This is a genomic window from Streptomyces sp. NPDC050625 (genome assembly GCF_040654755.1).
In the GTDB taxonomy this organism is placed as follows: domain Bacteria; phylum Actinomycetota; class Actinomycetes; order Streptomycetales; family Streptomycetaceae; genus Streptomyces.
Map to the genome: position 1 here is coordinate 17076 of NZ_JBFAIQ010000018.1, position 14623 is coordinate 31698.

The following is a 14623-nucleotide window of genomic DNA, read 5'->3' on the forward strand; positions in this document are numbered from 1 at the left end:
GGCCTCATCATCGCACTGGACCCGCCGTTGCCCGACGTCAGGTCCACAAGGTTCCGTTCGACCGGAAGATCATGCTCTGCTGTGATCCGCCCCCTCATACACCGATTCCTGCCCGCGCGCATCGTCCGTATGGGCGGGGTCACGCGGACGGGGTGCTTACACCCGGGGATTGGCGGCAATAGGTAACGGTATGTCGAGCCGCAGCCTGGAGGCTGGAGCATGAGCATCTGGTGGTCACTCCATCTGCGCCGCGAGGCCGCGAGCGTGCCGCTCGCCCGCCGGTTGCTCCTCGGCACGATGGAGACCGCGGGCGTCGACCCCGATGTGTCCTACGACCTGTCCGTCGCCCTCGGCGAGGCCTGCGCGAACGCCGTCGAGCACGGCGGGGGCGCGTCGCGTGGCGGCTCGTCGGAGGCGTACCGGGTGACCGCCTACCTGGACGGCGAGAAGTGCCGTATCGAAGTGGCCGACTCCGGGCCGGGGTTCGCCCGCGCCCATGCTCCGCGCCCGCCGCGCGTGGACGCCGAGCACGGCCGCGGACTGTTCTTGATCAGGGAACTCGCCGATCACGTCCACATCGGCGACAAGCCGGGCCGGGGAGGGACGGTGGTGAGCTTCGACAAGATGCTCAAGTGGACGAAAGATCCTTCTCTGCTTACGGCATGACTGCTGCGCAGGCATAACGGCCGCGCTAGGGTGCGCGCATGAATATCGGAACCGAGGAAATATTCGAGGGAGTACGGCTACGGCCGCTCGCTCAGGACGATGCTTCGGCGCTTTGTTCCGCATACGTCGAGAACCGGAAACATCTCGAACCGTGGGAGCCGTGCAGACCGGACTCCTTCTTCACGGTCGAGGGTCAGACGGAGCGTCTGGAGGAGCTGCTGCGGCAGTTCGCGGAGGGCGCTCTGGTGCCCTGGGTCCTTGAGTCGGGCGGCGGGCGGATCGTGGGGGCGATCACGCTGTCCGGCATCTCGATGGGCCCCTTCTGCAGCGCCTATCTGGGTTACTGGGTCGCCGCCGACCAGCAGAACCGGGGGCTGGCCAGCAGCGCCGTGGAGCGGGTGTGCCGTATCGCGCGGGACACGGTCGGACTGCACCGGATCGAGGCGTCCACGCTTATCGAGAACACCGGTTCACAGCGCGTCCTGAAGAAATGCGGTTTCGATTCGATCGGCATGGCCCCGAGTTATTTGCATATCAATGGGGAATGGCGGGACTGTCATCTCTTCCAGCGGATCCTGCACGATGCGGATCCGGCCGTCTGACCGAGGTGTTCCGGCCGGCCTTGGATTCCCGGGCTTTCACAGTCCTTTGAAAGCTCTTGCCCATGTGCTTGACAAGCGGCCTTCCTGGCTTGCTCGGTCATGACGGGCAATCACCGAGACACCTCCCTCACCCGGTGCCGCGCCCTCGCGGTGACCGGGGGCACGGTCGCGGCCGGCGGCCTCGTGGCCGCCGGTTACCAGTCGGCCTTCGCCGACACGGCCACGGACGCCGAGGCGACCGCCGCGGCGCTGGCCGCTCTCGACGCCGACCTGCACGCGCGCGCGTGGAGCCCCCGCGGCAGCGCGGGGCTGCTCGCGGGGGCGCTGTTCCTTGACTCGCTGCCGGTCAGCCCACGAGCACGGGCCGCGTGATCTCCTCGGAGGCACGGCCGACGGCCCGTCGCGCCGCCGGCCCCATCGCGTACGACGCCGCCAGCGTCGCGCCGCCCAGCAGCAGCCAGCCAGGGGTGCCCCACTCCACCAGCAGGGAGGTCAGCACCAGCGGGCCGAGGGTGCGGGCCACCGTGACGCCGGTGCCGAAGAAACCCTGGTACTCGCCGATGCGGTCGGCCGGGGCCAGATCGAACGACAGCTGCCAGGAGCCGGCCGACTGCCCCATCTCGGCCGCCGCCTGGAGTGCCGCCCCGGTCACCAGCAGGACCACGGCCATCCACGCGGAGGCCCCCGCCGTCAGCGCGAACACCACGCACGCCGCCAGCATCACCCAGCCCGAGCGCCGCACCGCCCGCGCGGCCGACGCGAGGCCGGTGACCCCGCGCGCCATGCGCACCTGGAAGACCATGACGGCCCCCGTGTTGAGCACGAACAGCGCGGACACCAGCCAGTCGGGCGCCGCCGTCCGCTCGGCGATCCACAGCGGCAGCCCCAGGCTGAGCAGCGGCATCCGCAGCAGCAGGACCGTGTTGAGCAGGGTGACGACGACGTACGGGCGGTCGCGCAGCACCCCCGGCCGGCCGCCGCCGTCACGTTTCCGCGGGGCCCCGGGCGCCACGGAGGGCAGCCGCAGCAGCAGCCCCGCGCACAGCAGAAACGTCACGGTGTCCAGCGCGAACACCGCCAGGTACGCCGCCCGCGTCCCGGCGTGCAGCGCGAGCCCGCCGATGCCCGCGCCCACCGCCAGACCGGCGTTGAGCGTCGACTGCAGCCGTGCCAGCAGTCCGGTGCGCTCCCCGGCCGGCACCAGCCCCGCCAGCAGCGCCTGCCGGGCCGCCGCCAGCCCCGACTGCGCGGAGGCGTAGGCGCACGCGGCGAGGACGAACGGCACGAAGCCGCGCACGACGAGGAAGGACGCCACCGCCAGCCCCGTCGCCAGCGCCAGCAGCACCGCCGTCCCGCGCGCCCCGCGCCGGTCCGCGAGCCGCCCCAGCGGCACCCCCACCAGCGAGCCGACCGCCCAGCCGACGGTCAGCCCGAGCCCCACGCGCGCGGGGGCGAGCCCCACGACACGGGTGAAGTACAGCGCCGACGTCACGTAGTAGGCGCCGTCGCCGACGGAGTTGGTCAACTGGGCCAGTGCCAGGACGCGCTGCGGACGGTTCGTCATACGACGACACTAGAAGCGCGCTGGACCCGTCAACAGGCCCAATATCAAGGCCCTTCAGTGGTCCAATTCACGAGGCGCCGCCGACTTCACGCCCCGACCAGCACCTTCGCCAGCACCTCCAGCGCCTCCGGATACGCCCGCTCCCGAGGCGTGCCGTACCCGACGACCAGGCCCTGCTGCCGTTGCTCGCGGGGGGCGGCGGGCGTGTGCCAGTGGTCGCCCAGGCGGCCGAGGGCGAGCCCCTCCGCGTCCGCGCGGGCGAGCACCTCCGTCTCGTCGGTGACCTCCACCAGGGCGTGCAGCCCGGCCGCGATCCCGCGTACCTTCCGGCGCGGGCCCAGCCGGTCCAGGAGCTGGTCCCTGCGGCGCCGGTATCTGAGCCGGCACGCGCGCACATGACGGTCGTAGGCATGGCTGTCGATGAGCTCGGCGAGCGCCAACTGGCCGATGGACTCGGTGTGGTGGTCGCTGTGCAGCTTGGCGTCCGCGACCGCGTCGGCCAGGTGGGGCGGCAGCACCATCCAGCCCAGCCGCAGCGCGGGGCCCAGGGTCTTGGAGGCGGTGCCCAGGTACACCACCTGGCCCGGCGCCATGCCCTGGAGCGCGCCGACGGGCTGACGGTCGTAGCGGAACTCCCCGTCGTAGTCGTCCTCGACGATCAGGCCCCCACGCGCGCGTGCCCAGTTGCTGAGCGCCCGCCGCCGCTCCGGGTGCAGGGTCACGCCGGTCGGGTACTGGTGGGCGGGCGTGACGACCACGGCGGCCGCGTCGCCCAGCTCCTGCACGCGGGCCCCGCGTTCGTCGACGGGTACGGGCACCACCCGGCCGCCGTTGCGCCGCACCACCTCCCGGTGGAAGGGCAGCCCGGGGTCCTCCATGGCGACGGCGGCGCCGTCCAGCACGCGCGTGAGGAGCGCGAGGCCCTGTACGTACCCGGAGGTGATCACGATCCGCTCCGGCGGGGCGATCACCCCGCGTGCCCGCCCCAGGTAGCCCGAGAGCGCCGTGCGCAGCTCGATCCGGCCCCGCGGATCGCCGTAGTCGTACGCCAGTGAGGGTGCCGTCGCGATGGCGCGGCGCAGCGCCCGCAGCCAGGCCGCCGCCGGGAACGCCCCGACGTCCGGGCTGCCGGGCCGCAGATCGAAACGGGGCGCACGCGCGCGTGCGGCCGCCTCCGGCGTACCGGCGTCGACGGAGGGCAGCGAGGCCACCTGAGTGCCCGAGCCCTGCCGTGCCGTCAGATATCCCTCGGCGACCAGCTGGTCGTACGCCGCCTTCGCCGTGCCGCGCGAGATCCCCAGCTCGGACGCGAGCCGCCGGGTCGCCGGCAGCCGGGTGCCGGGCGCCAGCCGCCCGTCGCGCACGGCGTCGCGCAGCGCCCGCTCCAGCCCGACCCGGCGCCCGTCCGCCGAATCGGGCTCCAGATGCAGATCCACCCCGACACCGGACCAGAAGTCGTCCACGAGAACCCTCCCCCTAGGCACGTGAATGGCCGGGTACCGCACAGGTACCCGGCCATCAGTGTCGTATCAGTCGTTGATCCGCACTATAGGGCTTCGTTCAGCCCCGCGGTCAGCGCTTCGGCGTCGCTCAGCCCTTCAGCGCCGCCATCCACGCCTCGACCTCGTCCGACCGGCGCGGCAGGCCGTCCGAGAGGTTCCGGTTACCGTCCTCGGTGACCAGGATGTCGTCCTCGATGCGGACGCCGATGCCCCGGTACTCCTCCGGCACGGTCAGGTCGTCCGCCTGGAAGTACAGGCCGGGCTCGACCGTGAGCACCATGCCGGGTTCGAGCACGCCCTCCACGTACGTCTCCGTCCGCGCGGCCGCGCAGTCGTGGACGTCCATGCCGAGCATGTGCCCGGTGCCGTGCAGGGTCCAGCGGCGCTGCAGTCCGAGCTCCAGGACGCGCTCGACCGGGCCCTCGACCAGGCCCCATTCGACGATCTTCTCGGCGAGCACGCGCTGGGCGGCGTCGTGGAAGTCGCGGTACTTGGCGCCTGGCTTCACGGCCGCGATACCGGCCTCCTGCGCCTCGTACACGGCGTCGTAGATCTTCTTCTGGATCTCGCTGTACGTGCCGTTGACCGGCAGCGTCCGCGTGACGTCCGCGGTGTACAGGGTGTGCGTCTCCACGCCCGCGTCCAGCAGGAGCAGGTCGCCGGAGCGGACCGGGCCGTCGTTGCGGACCCAGTGCAGGGTGCAGGCGTGCGGGCCGGACGCGCAGATGGAGCCGTAGCCGACGTCGTTGCCCTCCACCCGCGCGCGGAGGAAGAAGGTGCCCTCGATGTAGCGCTCGGAGGTGGCCTCGGCCTTGTCGAGGACCTTCACCACGTCCTCGAAGCCGCGCACGGTCGAGTCGACGGCCTTCTGGAGCTCGCCGATCTCGAACTCGTCCTTGGTCAGCCGGGCCTCGGAGAGGAAGACGCGCAGCTCCTCGTCGCGCTCGGCGGTGACCTTGTCGGTGAGGGCCGCCTCGATCCCGGCGTCGTAGCCGCGCACCACGCGGACCGGGCCGGTGGCCTCCTTCAGCTTCCCGGCCAGCTCGCGCACGTCGGCGGCGGGGATGCCGTGGAGCGCCTCGGACTCGGTGAGCGAGTGCCGGCGGCCGACCCACAGCTCGCCCTGGCCGGAGAGCCAGAACTCGCCGTTCTCACGGTCGGAGCGCGGCAGGAGGTAGATCGTTTCCTCGTGGCCGTCCGCGGTGGGCTCCAGGACCAGGACGCCGTCCTCGGTCTGGTTGCCCGTGAGGTAGGCGTACTCGACCGACGACCGGAAGGGGTACTCGGTGTCGTTCGAGCGGGTCTTCAGGTTGCCCGCCGGGATCACCAGGCGCTCGCCCGGGAAGCGGGCGGACAGGTCGGCGCGGCGGCGCGCGGTGTGCGCGGCCTGCGCGATCGGCTTGAGGTCGCGCAGCTCGGTGTCGGCCCAGCCGGACTTCATGTTCTCGGCGAGCTCGTCGGAGACGCCCGGGTACAGGCCGTTCTTCCGCTGCTTGATGGGCTCCTCGGACTCAGTTTCCGGGGTCTCCGGAGTGAGCTCGTCGGCCACGGTCATCCTCCTCGATACGGCACGGTCCCCCCGAGCCCTCGGCGAATCTCGGTTCCGCGCGAGCAGGGGACCCCCATCATCGTACGGTCGTACCGGCGTGGCCCTGGGCGGGAAGAGCTGTTATGCCCACGCATGCGAACCACGCGGGGCCCGCCCGACCGCAGCGACGTGCTGCCGCGCTGGGCCCGAGCGACGTGCTGCCGCGCTGGGCCCGAGCGATGCGCTGCTCCGCTCGGCCGAAGCGATGCGCTGCTCTGCCCGGCCGAAGTGGCGTGCCGCCGCGCTGGCTGCTCCGCTCGGCTGGAGCGGGGTGCTGCCTTGCCGGCCGCAGCGACGCGCCGCCGTGCTCGGCCCGAGCGATGTGCTGCCCCGCCCGGCTGAAGTGACGTGCTGCCCTGCGCGGCCGAAGTGGCGTGCCGCCGCGCTCGGCCGAAGCGACGTGCTGCTCCGCCCGGCTGAAGCGATGTGCTGCTCCGCCCGGCTGGAGCGGGGTGCTGCCTTGCCGGCCGCAGCGACGCGCCGCCGTGCTCGGCCCGAGCGATGTGCTGCCTTGTCGGCCGCAGCGACGCCCCGCCGCGCCCGCCCGAAACGACGCGCCGCCCCGCCCGGCCGAAGCGAACCGTTCCGCCTCCTCGGCCGTCGCGCACCGTTTCGGCCCCTCAGTCGAAGCGGGCCGCCAGGAGGACGACGTCCTCCTCGCTGTCCGCCGCGTCCAGGCCGTCCGGCAGCACCGTGCGCAGTACGTGGTCGGCGATGGCGCCGGGGTCGCGCCGCAGGGCGCGCGGCACGCTCGTGGCCGCCGCGTGCAGCCGGGCGAAGGCGCGGTCCGTGGGGTCTCCGGTGCGGTGCAGCAGCCCGTCGGTGTAGAGCAGAACCGTCTCTCCTGCTTCGGCCTGGAACTCGACACTGGGCGCCTCCCAGCAGGCGAGCATCCCCAGGGGTGCGGACACGGAGGTCTCCGCGAACTCGGTGCGCCGCTCGCCGATCAGCAGCGGCGGGCTGTGGCCGGCGCCGGCCAGGGTGACCTTGCGCAGCGCGGGTTCGCAGTAGGCGAACAGGGCGGTGGCGGAGCGGGCCGGCTCGGTCAGGCGCAGCAGCAGCTCCAGGTCGGACAGGACCGCGACCGGGTCCTCGCCCTCCATCACGGCGTACGCCCGCAGGGACGCCCGCAGCCGGCCCATGGCGGCGACCGCGCTGGGCCCCGACCCGGTCACCGAGCCGACCGCGAGGCCGAGCGCGGCGTCGGGCAGCGGCAGCGCGTCGTACCAGTCGCCGCCGCCGCGCGGGCCGGTGCGGTGCCGGGCGGCGAGCTGGACGCCGGCCACCCGCGGCAGCCGGGAGGGCAGCAGTTCCTCGGCGATGGTGGCCAGGCACGCGCGCGTGCGCGCGACCTCCAGCAGCCGGGCCAGGTGCTCGGTGGCGTAGCGGACGTACAGGCCGGCGAGATGGCGCCGGCGCTCGTGCGGTTCGGCGGGCTCGTCGTAGAGCCACACGGCGGCGCCCAGGCGGCCGGCGGCCTCGGTGGACAGCGGCAGGGCGTAGCTGGCGGCGTAGCCGAGCCGGGCGGCCACCTCGCGGTGGCGGGGGTCGAGGCCGTCCTCGGCGAACAGATCGGGGTGGACGATCTCGCCGTCGGCGCCGGGGAGTCCGGCGGCCGTGTCGAGAAGTTCGCCGTACGACATCGCGCCGCGCGGCACGGTCTCGATGTGGCCGAGATCGGCGCGGCCGAGGCCCAGGCCGATGGTGGTGTCGGGACCGAGGCCGTCGGCCGGTTCCAGTACGACGAGACCGCGCCGGGCACCCACGAGGGCGGCTCCGGCGCGCAGCAGTTCCTGGAGCGCTCCGTCGAGTGAGTCCGTACGGGCCAGGCGCTCGGTGAGTTCGTGGAGGGTCGTGAGATCCGAGACCCAGCCGGCCAGCCGGTCCTGGAGGAGGGCGCCGGGCGCGGGGGAGTTCGGCGCGGGGACGGCGGCAGTGCCCGGGACGGGAGGTGCGGGCGCGACAGTGTGTGCGGGCGTGGGAACCGTTGAATCGATTCCAGCCACTTTCGAATGGTGAGGGGCGTTCATGGTGTCCGGCCTTCAGACCGGTGCGTATTGCTCAAAAGCATCGCAAACCCCCATGTCATTCTGCGCCGCCGGCGGTGTCTCCACATGTACACGCACTCGTGAGGGGATGTCCAGCATTGTCCTGCCGGGATTCCTGGTGTCCGTGGGCCCCTTGTGGGTTTCTTCCGGACCCCTTGCGGAAAAGCAAAGTTGGCTTAAAACTGCCTCGGGTATCGGTTCATTGCGGTCGACTGGGTTTGCTCCACAGAGCGTCACGACGGTCGAGATGGGTACGTACTCGGAGAAGGCCAGGGGTGGTTGGGGACCCGCCCGGAACCTGGCGGCGGACCCGGGCGTCTTAGCCACCGACGACCGTGCCCCATCCTCCCGTGGCGGAGGCGGAGAGAAATACCCGGAACGGCAAAACGCCAGACTTCGCCACCCCACGCCGCGGCCGTGCTTTTGATAGACGCAGTATGGATGTGAACGCGGCCAAAGCTCGACCCCTTGGGGTTCCCCTCGCTCTGGGCGGGGGCGTGATGCGCCATTAGGTACGCACAGTGAAGTGATCGACACATGATGTGATGTGGTCCACGGTGTTGCCAGCGGTGCAACGGAAAGGAACGAGCGCTCATGCGCGAGATCCTCGGAAGGCGACGCAGGCTCCTGTCCAAGCGGAAAGACGGGAGGCCTGAGATGCTCAAGTCGGCCCTGAACTTCGCGACGGAATGGCAGTGGCCCGTACTCCCGGGCGTGGCTCCGGACCCGCAGGGGCGGGCGCGCTGCGCATGCCCCGACCCGGAGTGCACGGTGCCCGGCGCGCACCCCTTCGACCCCGGCCTCCTCGCGGCCACCACCGACGAGCGCATGGTGCGCTGGTGGTGGACCAACCGGCCGAACGCGCCCATCGTCCTCGCCACCGGCGGCAAGGCCCCCTGCGCGGTCAGCCTGCCGGCCCTCGCGGCCTCCCGCGCCCTCGACGCACTCGACCGGCGCGGTATGCGCCTGGGTCCGGTGATCGCCTCGCCCACGCGCTGGGCGTTGCTCGTCAAGCCGTACTCGATGGAACAGCTGGGCGAGCTGCTGTACGCGAAGGACTTCGTCCCCGGCTCCCTGCGCTTCCACGGCGAGGGCGGCTATCTCGCGCTGCCCCCGTCCGAGACCGGCCTGGGCGCCATCCGCTGGGAGCGTGCTCCGCTGCCCGGCTCGGCCTCGCCCTGGGTGCCCGATGTGGAGGCCGTGGTGGACGCGGCGGTCGACGCCCTCACTCGTACGGGTGTGAGCGCACCCGAGTTGTAGGGGTGTCGGGCGCGCGCGGGACCGGCCGCCCGCCCTCGGTCGTTATCTTCCGGTACATGAACGTTCGTCTGCTCGCTCTCGCGGGCGTCGTGGCCTGCGTGGTCGTACTGCCGCTGACCGTGGCGTCCGCGGGACAGGTGGGCGACCCCGCGCGGCCGGTGGCCGACGGGGCTCGGGCCACCGTGCGGACCTCTCCGGACGACGACGCCAAGATCCCCTCCGCCGCCCCCGGCAGCTCCCCGCGGCTGCTCGGCCTGGGCCTGGCCACCGCCACCCGCTGCGGCCTGGAAGTCTCCTCCCCCGACGGTGTCGAGGCGCAGACCTGTGTCCTGACCCAGGGCGAGGACACCTGGGCGCGCACCTACTACCGCAACGCCACCGGCAAGGCGCTGGAATCCCTGCTGAGCCTCATGGGGCCCGGCGACCGCACCATGCAGATCCGCTGCGCCGCGGGCGCCGACGACGAGCCCGCCACCTGTGAGACCCCCAGGGAGCACACCCGGGGCGGCCTGGACGCGTACACGGCCGTCGCGGAGTTCGCGGAGCGCGGCTCGGGCGGGCCGCTGCTGCTGCGCTCGGGGAGCAACTATGCGGCCTCCGACGGCAGTTGACGAACAGCGGCGTTCCGTACACCGGCGCCGGGTATGGAAAGGCCCGGTTGCTGGCGACGGGGGATGCACCAGCAACCGGGCTATTGGAACGGTAACAAGAGATCGGCGGTTAGCAAATTCGATCTCGGCTATTCGGACACCGATTGGCTTGTCGTGACGGGGAGTTGTGACAGGAGTCACCTGATGCGACCGGCTGACAGCGGCTGACCGGTCGGTCAGCCGCCCCCCCCGGTGGGCCCGTGTGTCAGCTGAGCGTGACCTGGCGGTTGGTCAGGCCGCCGCGTGCCCGGCGCTCTTCGGCGGTGAGCGGGGCCTCCGAGGCCAGGGCGGCGGCGAGGCGCTCGGCGAACTCGGCGGCCGGCTTCTCCACGTCGTCGGCCGTGACACCGCTCGGCAGGTCCCAGACCGGCACGGTGAGCCCGTGGGCACGGAAGGAACCGACCAGCCGGGTGCCCTCGCCCAGGCCGGAGCGGCCCGCCGCGTGCAGCCGGGCAAGAGCGTCCAGAAGCCGCTCCTCGGGATGCGGCATGACCCAGCGCAGGTGGTTCTTGTCCGGGGTCTGGCACCAGTACGCGGCGTCCACGCCGGTCAGCTTCGCCGTGGGGATGGCCGCGGCGTTGGCCCGCTCCAGGGAGGCGGACACCTCCGGCGTGGCGTTCTCCGGGTCCGGGACCCAGAACTCGAAGCCGCTGTGCACAACTGGCTCGAACGCGCCTTCGGGGTCGAGCAGGTCCTGCAGCCGCGGGCCTTCGGCCGGGGCCCGCCGGCCCTGGACGGGCGTGCCCGGTTCGGCGGTGAGGGCGCGCTGGAGGGTGTCGGCCAGATCGCGGCTGATGTCACCGGACGCCGTGTCGTTCTGCAGGCCCAGCAGGACCGAGCCGTCGTCGCGGCGCAGCGCCGGCCAGGCCATCGGCAGCACGGTGGCGAGCGTGACCGAGGGGACGCCCTCGGGGAGGCCGCCCTTCAGGTGCAGTTCGACCGTGGCGGCGGGGACCAGCTCGCGCAGCGCCACCCAGTCGCCCTCGCCCGGCAGGCCCTCGAAGGGGCGGTGCACCAGCTCGGTCGCGGCGTGCGCGGCGGCCCGGCCGTGGCACGCCTTGTAGCGCCGGCCGCTGCCGCAGGGGCACGGCTCGCGGGCGCCGACGACCGGGATCTCACCGTCCGTGAGCTGAGGGCGCTCGGCCTTGGTCTGGGGTCGCTTCTTGGCCATCGTGGGTGTCTCCCGGTTACGGCTCTCGTCTCGTACGGGCGGGAGCCTAGCCGTTTGCGCCATCACCGACGGGGACCTGGGGAAGGCGCCGGAATGGCGACGACCGCCGCCGGGTTCAGTCCAGGTCGTCGAAGGCGTCCGTGAAGTCCAGTCCGGGCATCGCGGAGACCACGGGGGCCGTGACGCGCGTAGCGAAATCGTCGCGACGGTGTCTCGCGTCGGGATCGTGCACGTCCTCGTGGACCACGACCCACACCGTGACCTCGCCCCGGGCGTCGTCCCTGACGCCCCAGTCGTCGGCCAGCGCCGTGATGATGTTCAGCCCCCGGCCGCCGTGCGCGGTCACCGACGGAGTGGCCGGAGCCGGACGGGTGGGGCCGCCGCCGTCCGTCACCTCGACGACGAGCCGGCCGCGCGGGTCCACGCGCCATGCCGCCCGGACGTCGCCGTCCCCGGCCGAGGCGTCGCCCAAGGGGCGCCCGTGTTTGCAGGCATTGCTCAAGAGTTCCGAAAGGATCAGTACGGCGTCGTCGATGACCGAGTCCGATACACCACCCATGCGCAGCTGATCACGCATCCGGTGTCTTGCTTCCCCCACGCCCGCAGGGCCATGGGGTACGGCCATGCTCGACGACGTGGGCACCTCCTGTGCCACCACCAACGCCACCCCCGAGACCTCCTTTGCCCCACGCCACGGTGTGAATGCCCCATTGGCCTGTACCGGAAACCGGCCAATCCAGGTCCGGTGACGCATTCGCAACGTTCGAACACGGAGCGAACGCGCCGGAGCACTCCCTGTAAGGGTGTGGCTTGATTTCGTGGGTGTGGCCGAGAACGGAGGATGCTTCAGTGGACCGGCCGGGTCAAGAGCCGCGGAACGGTCCTTACGGGGCTCTTGACTTCGACCAGCGCTTTTTCGCTTCCGCGCACCGCCCGGGCGCGCCGCGGATCAGCCGCGGAGCCGGCGCGGCACCGCTCAGCCGCGGAGCTGGCGCAGCACCGCGCGCGGGCGGTTGGTGATGACGGCGTCGATGCCCAGCTCGACACAGAGGTCGACGTCCTCGGGCTCGTTCACGGTCCACACGTGCACCTGGTGGCCGGCCCGCTTCAGCCGCTCGATGTAGGCCGGGTGGTTGCGCACGATCCGGATGGACGGACCCGCGATCCGCACGCCCGCGGGCAGCCGCCCGTCGCGCAGCCGGGGTGAGACGAACTGCATCAGATAGACCGTCGGAAGGTTCGGCGAGGCCGCCCGCACCCGGTGAAGGGAGCGCGCCGAGAAGCTCATGACCCGTACCGGCGACTTGGCCACGGAGGCCGGGGCGTCCAGCCCGAACCTCTTCAGGAGCAGCAGCAGCCGCTCCTCGACCTGTCCCGCCCAGCGCGTGGGGTGCTTCGTCTCGATGGCCAGCTCCACCCGGCGCCCGGCGTCCGCGACCAGCTCCAGCAGCCGCTCCAGGGTGAGTACGGAGGTGTCCGCGCGGTCCTCCGGACGGTACTCCCAGTCGGGCTCCTCGTCCCGGCCGCGCCAGGTCTCGCGCTTCTTCCAGGAGCCGAAGTCCAGGGCGGTGAGTTCGGCCAGCTCCAGGGCCGACACCGCCCCGCGGCCGTTGGACGTCCGGTTGACCCTCCGGTCGTGGACGCAGACGAGGTGGCCGTCCGCGGTCAGCCGGACGTCGCATTCAAGGGCGTCGGCACCGTCCTCGATCGCTTTCCGGTAGGCGGCGAGGGTGTGCTCGGGGGCGTCCTCGGAGGCTCCTCGGTGGGCGATGACCTGAATGTGGTGCTGTCGTGCGTGGGTCACCGCGTCATGGTGCCACCACCACGGGGTACGTGTGGTGCCAAGGGCGCGCACGTGCGACGAACGGGGGCATGGACCCCGCCATGGAATGGAGTTTTTGTCGTAAAGGTCCTATATAAAGGTTGACGCCATACCCACAGCCACCGCTTATGGTGCTCTGACGGCCCGTGGGAAAAGCTGACGACAGACAAAAGCACATGCACAGCTGCATCGCGCCGGACCGTCGACAAGCGTGAACGAGCGTGACCGAGTGCGACCGAGAACAACAGCCGTGGACCTAGGAGAAGAGCTGTGAGCACCGAGAACGAGGGCACCGCGGTACCCCCGGCCCCGTCCGCACCTCCCGTGCCGGTGGCATCTCCCGCTGCTTCCCCGCAGGCAGCCGCAGCCGACGGGGGCGCACCCACCACTCCACTCCCGACGACACCTCCGGGCGCCCCGGAGCAGGGCGTCGCGCCGGGCGCGCACGCCCCCGGCGGCCCGTCCGACGGGCCGCAGGGCCCCGGCCCCGCCCCGGACGGCTCCTGGCCGCCCCCGCCCCCGGCCACGCCGTCCTACGCGGACGGCGGCGCCGGAGCGGGTTCCGGCGGCTGGGGCTCGTCGTACCAGCAGCCCGCGCCGAAGCCCCGCAACGGGCGCGGCGGCATGGTCGCCGCGGTCCTGGTGGCCGCGCTGGTCGCGGGCGGCCTGGGCGGCGGCCTCGGGTACACCCTGGCCAAGAACAACGACGACACCGGCTCGACCACCGTCTCCGCCTCGGACAGCAGCGCCGCGCAGGTGAAGCGCTCGCCGGGCACCATCGCGGCGGTCGCCGCCAAGGCCCTGCCGAGCACGGTCACCATCGAGGCCGAGTCCACCAGCGGTGAGGGCGGCACCGGCACCGGGTTCGTCTTCGACACCCAGGGCCACATCGTCACCAACAACCACGTGGTGGCCGACGCCGTCGACGGCGGCAAGCTGACCGCGACGTTCCCCAACGGCAAGAAGTACGACGCCGAGGTCGTCGGCCACGCCCAGGGCTACGACGTCGCCGTCATCAAGCTCAAGAACGCCCCGTCCGACCTCAAGCCGCTCGCCCTCGGCGACTCCGACAAGGTGGCCGTCGGCGACGAGACGATCGCCATCGGAGCGCCCTTCGGCCTCTCCAACACGGTGACGACCGGCATCATCAGCGCCAAGAACCGCCCGGTCGCCTCCAGCGACGGCAGCGCCACCAGCAAGGCGTCCTACATGAGCGCCCTGCAGACCGACGCCTCGATCAACCCGGGCAACTCCGGCGGTCCGCTGCTGGACGCCTCCGGCGCGGTGATCGGCATCAACTCCGCGATCCAGTCCAGCAGCAGCGGCGGTCTGGGCGGCTCCGGCCAGTCCGGTTCGATCGGCCTCGGCTTCGCCATCCCGATCAACCAGGCCAAGTACGTCGCCCAGCAGCTGATCAAGACCGGCAAGCCGGTCTACGCGAAGATCGGCGCGTCCGTCTCCCTGGAGGAGGGCTCGGACGGCGCGAAGATCACCGACACGGGCGCCAGCGGAGCGGCGGCGGTCGAGTCGGGCGGTCCCGCGGACAAGGCGGGCCTCAAGCCCGGTGACGTCATCACCAAGCTCGACGACTCGGTGATCGACTCCGGCCCGACCCTGATCGGCGAGATCTGGACGCACAAGCCCGGCGACAAGGTCACGATCACCTACAAGCGGGGTGGTCAGGAGCACACCGTCCAACTCACCCTGGGCTCCCGCGCGGGCGACAACTGACCCGCACACGCCCGCGCCA

13 protein-coding genes are annotated in these 14623 nt (G+C 72.1%); 6 read left to right on the forward strand and 7 right to left on the reverse strand.

The window, feature by feature from the left end; all coding sequences use genetic code 11:
- The first annotated feature begins 219 nt into the window (after window positions 1-219).
- From AB0I54_RS31015 to AB0I54_RS31025, 3 genes are all read left to right on the forward strand, one after another.
- Window positions 220-666, forward strand: coding sequence for an ATP-binding protein (locus AB0I54_RS31015; protein ID WP_363299521.1), 447 nt, complete (start codon window positions 220-222; stop codon window positions 664-666).
- 38 nt (window positions 667-704) lie between these two features.
- The gene (locus tag AB0I54_RS31020; protein ID WP_363299522.1) at window positions 705-1268 is read left to right on the forward strand and encodes a GNAT family protein; all 564 of its coding nucleotides are present in this window, start codon (window positions 705-707) and stop codon (window positions 1266-1268) included.
- Between the two features lie 99 nt (window positions 1269-1367).
- Window positions 1368-1640, forward strand: a complete 273-nt coding sequence (locus AB0I54_RS31025) for a hypothetical protein (protein WP_363299523.1) — start codon at window positions 1368-1370, stop codon at window positions 1638-1640.
- Here the strand turns inward: AB0I54_RS31025 and AB0I54_RS31030 are convergent.
- From AB0I54_RS31030 to AB0I54_RS31045, 4 genes are all read right to left on the reverse strand, one after another.
- On the reverse strand, window positions 1615-2832 hold the full coding sequence (locus AB0I54_RS31030) for an MFS transporter (protein WP_363299524.1): 1218 nt from the start codon (window positions 2830-2832) through the stop codon (window positions 1615-1617). The two genes, AB0I54_RS31025 and AB0I54_RS31030, sit on opposite strands and share 26 nt — an antisense overlap.
- An 86-nt stretch (window positions 2833-2918) precedes the next feature.
- On the reverse strand, window positions 2919-4295 hold the full coding sequence (locus tag AB0I54_RS31035; protein ID WP_363299525.1) for a PLP-dependent aminotransferase family protein: 1377 nt from the start codon (window positions 4293-4295) through the stop codon (window positions 2919-2921).
- Window positions 4296-4422: 127 nt separating this feature from the next.
- The gene (locus AB0I54_RS31040; protein ID WP_363299526.1) at window positions 4423-5889 is read right to left on the reverse strand and encodes an aminopeptidase P family protein; all 1467 of its coding nucleotides are present in this window, start codon (window positions 5887-5889) and stop codon (window positions 4423-4425) included.
- Between the two features lie 653 nt (window positions 5890-6542).
- Window positions 6543-7952, reverse strand: a complete 1410-nt coding sequence (locus tag AB0I54_RS31045; RefSeq protein WP_363299527.1) for a PP2C family protein-serine/threonine phosphatase — start codon at window positions 7950-7952, stop codon at window positions 6543-6545.
- 612 nt (window positions 7953-8564) lie between these two features.
- Here AB0I54_RS31045 and AB0I54_RS31050 point away from each other — a divergent pair.
- Together AB0I54_RS31050 and AB0I54_RS31055 are read left to right on the forward strand one after the other, a co-directional pair.
- Window positions 8565-9230 (forward strand): bifunctional DNA primase/polymerase, encoded by a 666-nt coding sequence (locus AB0I54_RS31050; protein ID WP_363299529.1) that lies wholly within the window; start codon window positions 8565-8567, stop codon window positions 9228-9230.
- 56 nt (window positions 9231-9286) lie between these two features.
- Window positions 9287-9841 (forward strand): hypothetical protein, encoded by a 555-nt coding sequence (locus tag AB0I54_RS31055; RefSeq protein ID WP_363299530.1) that lies wholly within the window; start codon window positions 9287-9289, stop codon window positions 9839-9841.
- 244 nt (window positions 9842-10085) lie between these two features.
- On the opposite strand, the gene AB0I54_RS31060 is transcribed toward AB0I54_RS31055, so the two are convergent.
- The 3 genes from AB0I54_RS31060 to AB0I54_RS31070 form a co-directional block, all read right to left on the reverse strand.
- Window positions 10086-11051, reverse strand: a complete 966-nt coding sequence (locus AB0I54_RS31060; RefSeq protein ID WP_363299531.1) for a DUF5926 family protein — start codon at window positions 11049-11051, stop codon at window positions 10086-10088.
- Window positions 11052-11166: 115 nt separating this feature from the next.
- On the reverse strand, window positions 11167-11805 hold the full coding sequence (locus AB0I54_RS31065) for an ATP-binding protein (RefSeq protein ID WP_363299532.1): 639 nt from the start codon (window positions 11803-11805) through the stop codon (window positions 11167-11169).
- Between the two features lie 222 nt (window positions 11806-12027).
- Window positions 12028-12855 carry a glycerophosphodiester phosphodiesterase gene (locus tag AB0I54_RS31070; RefSeq protein ID WP_363299533.1) on the reverse strand — a complete coding sequence of 276 codons (828 nt, stop codon included), beginning with the start codon at window positions 12853-12855 and terminating at the stop codon, window positions 12028-12030.
- Window positions 12856-13143: 288 nt separating this feature from the next.
- Between AB0I54_RS31070 and AB0I54_RS31075 the strand changes: the two genes are divergently transcribed.
- The gene (locus tag AB0I54_RS31075) at window positions 13144-14604 is read left to right on the forward strand and encodes a trypsin-like peptidase domain-containing protein (RefSeq protein ID WP_363299534.1); all 1461 of its coding nucleotides are present in this window, start codon (window positions 13144-13146) and stop codon (window positions 14602-14604) included.
- Window positions 14605-14623 lie beyond the last annotated feature (19 nt).

Excerpts from the sequence above, each read along its gene's own strand:
- AB0I54_RS31015 (WP_363299521.1), top strand. The coding sequence starts at position 220 with ATGAGCATCTGGTGGTCACTCCATCTGCGCCGCGAGGCCGCGAGCGTG.
- AB0I54_RS31020 (WP_363299522.1), top strand. The coding sequence starts at position 705 with ATGAATATCGGAACCGAGGAAATATTCGAGGGAGTACGGCTACGGCCG.
- AB0I54_RS31025 (WP_363299523.1), top strand. The coding sequence starts at position 1,368 with ATGACGGGCAATCACCGAGACACCTCCCTCACCCGGTGCCGCGCCCTC.
- AB0I54_RS31030 (WP_363299524.1), bottom strand. The coding sequence starts at position 2,832 with ATGACGAACCGTCCGCAGCGCGTCCTGGCACTGGCCCAGTTGACCAAC.
- AB0I54_RS31040 (WP_363299526.1), bottom strand. The coding sequence starts at position 5,889 with ATGACCGTGGCCGACGAGCTCACTCCGGAGACCCCGGAAACTGAGTCC.
- AB0I54_RS31045 (WP_363299527.1), bottom strand. The coding sequence starts at position 7,952 with ATGAACGCCCCTCACCATTCGAAAGTGGCTGGAATCGATTCAACGGTT.
- AB0I54_RS31050 (WP_363299529.1), top strand. The coding sequence starts at position 8,565 with ATGCGCGAGATCCTCGGAAGGCGACGCAGGCTCCTGTCCAAGCGGAAA.
- AB0I54_RS31055 (WP_363299530.1), top strand. The coding sequence starts at position 9,287 with ATGAACGTTCGTCTGCTCGCTCTCGCGGGCGTCGTGGCCTGCGTGGTC.
- AB0I54_RS31060 (WP_363299531.1), bottom strand. The coding sequence starts at position 11,051 with ATGGCCAAGAAGCGACCCCAGACCAAGGCCGAGCGCCCTCAGCTCACG.
- AB0I54_RS31065 (WP_363299532.1), bottom strand. The coding sequence starts at position 11,805 with ATGCGTCACCGGACCTGGATTGGCCGGTTTCCGGTACAGGCCAATGGG.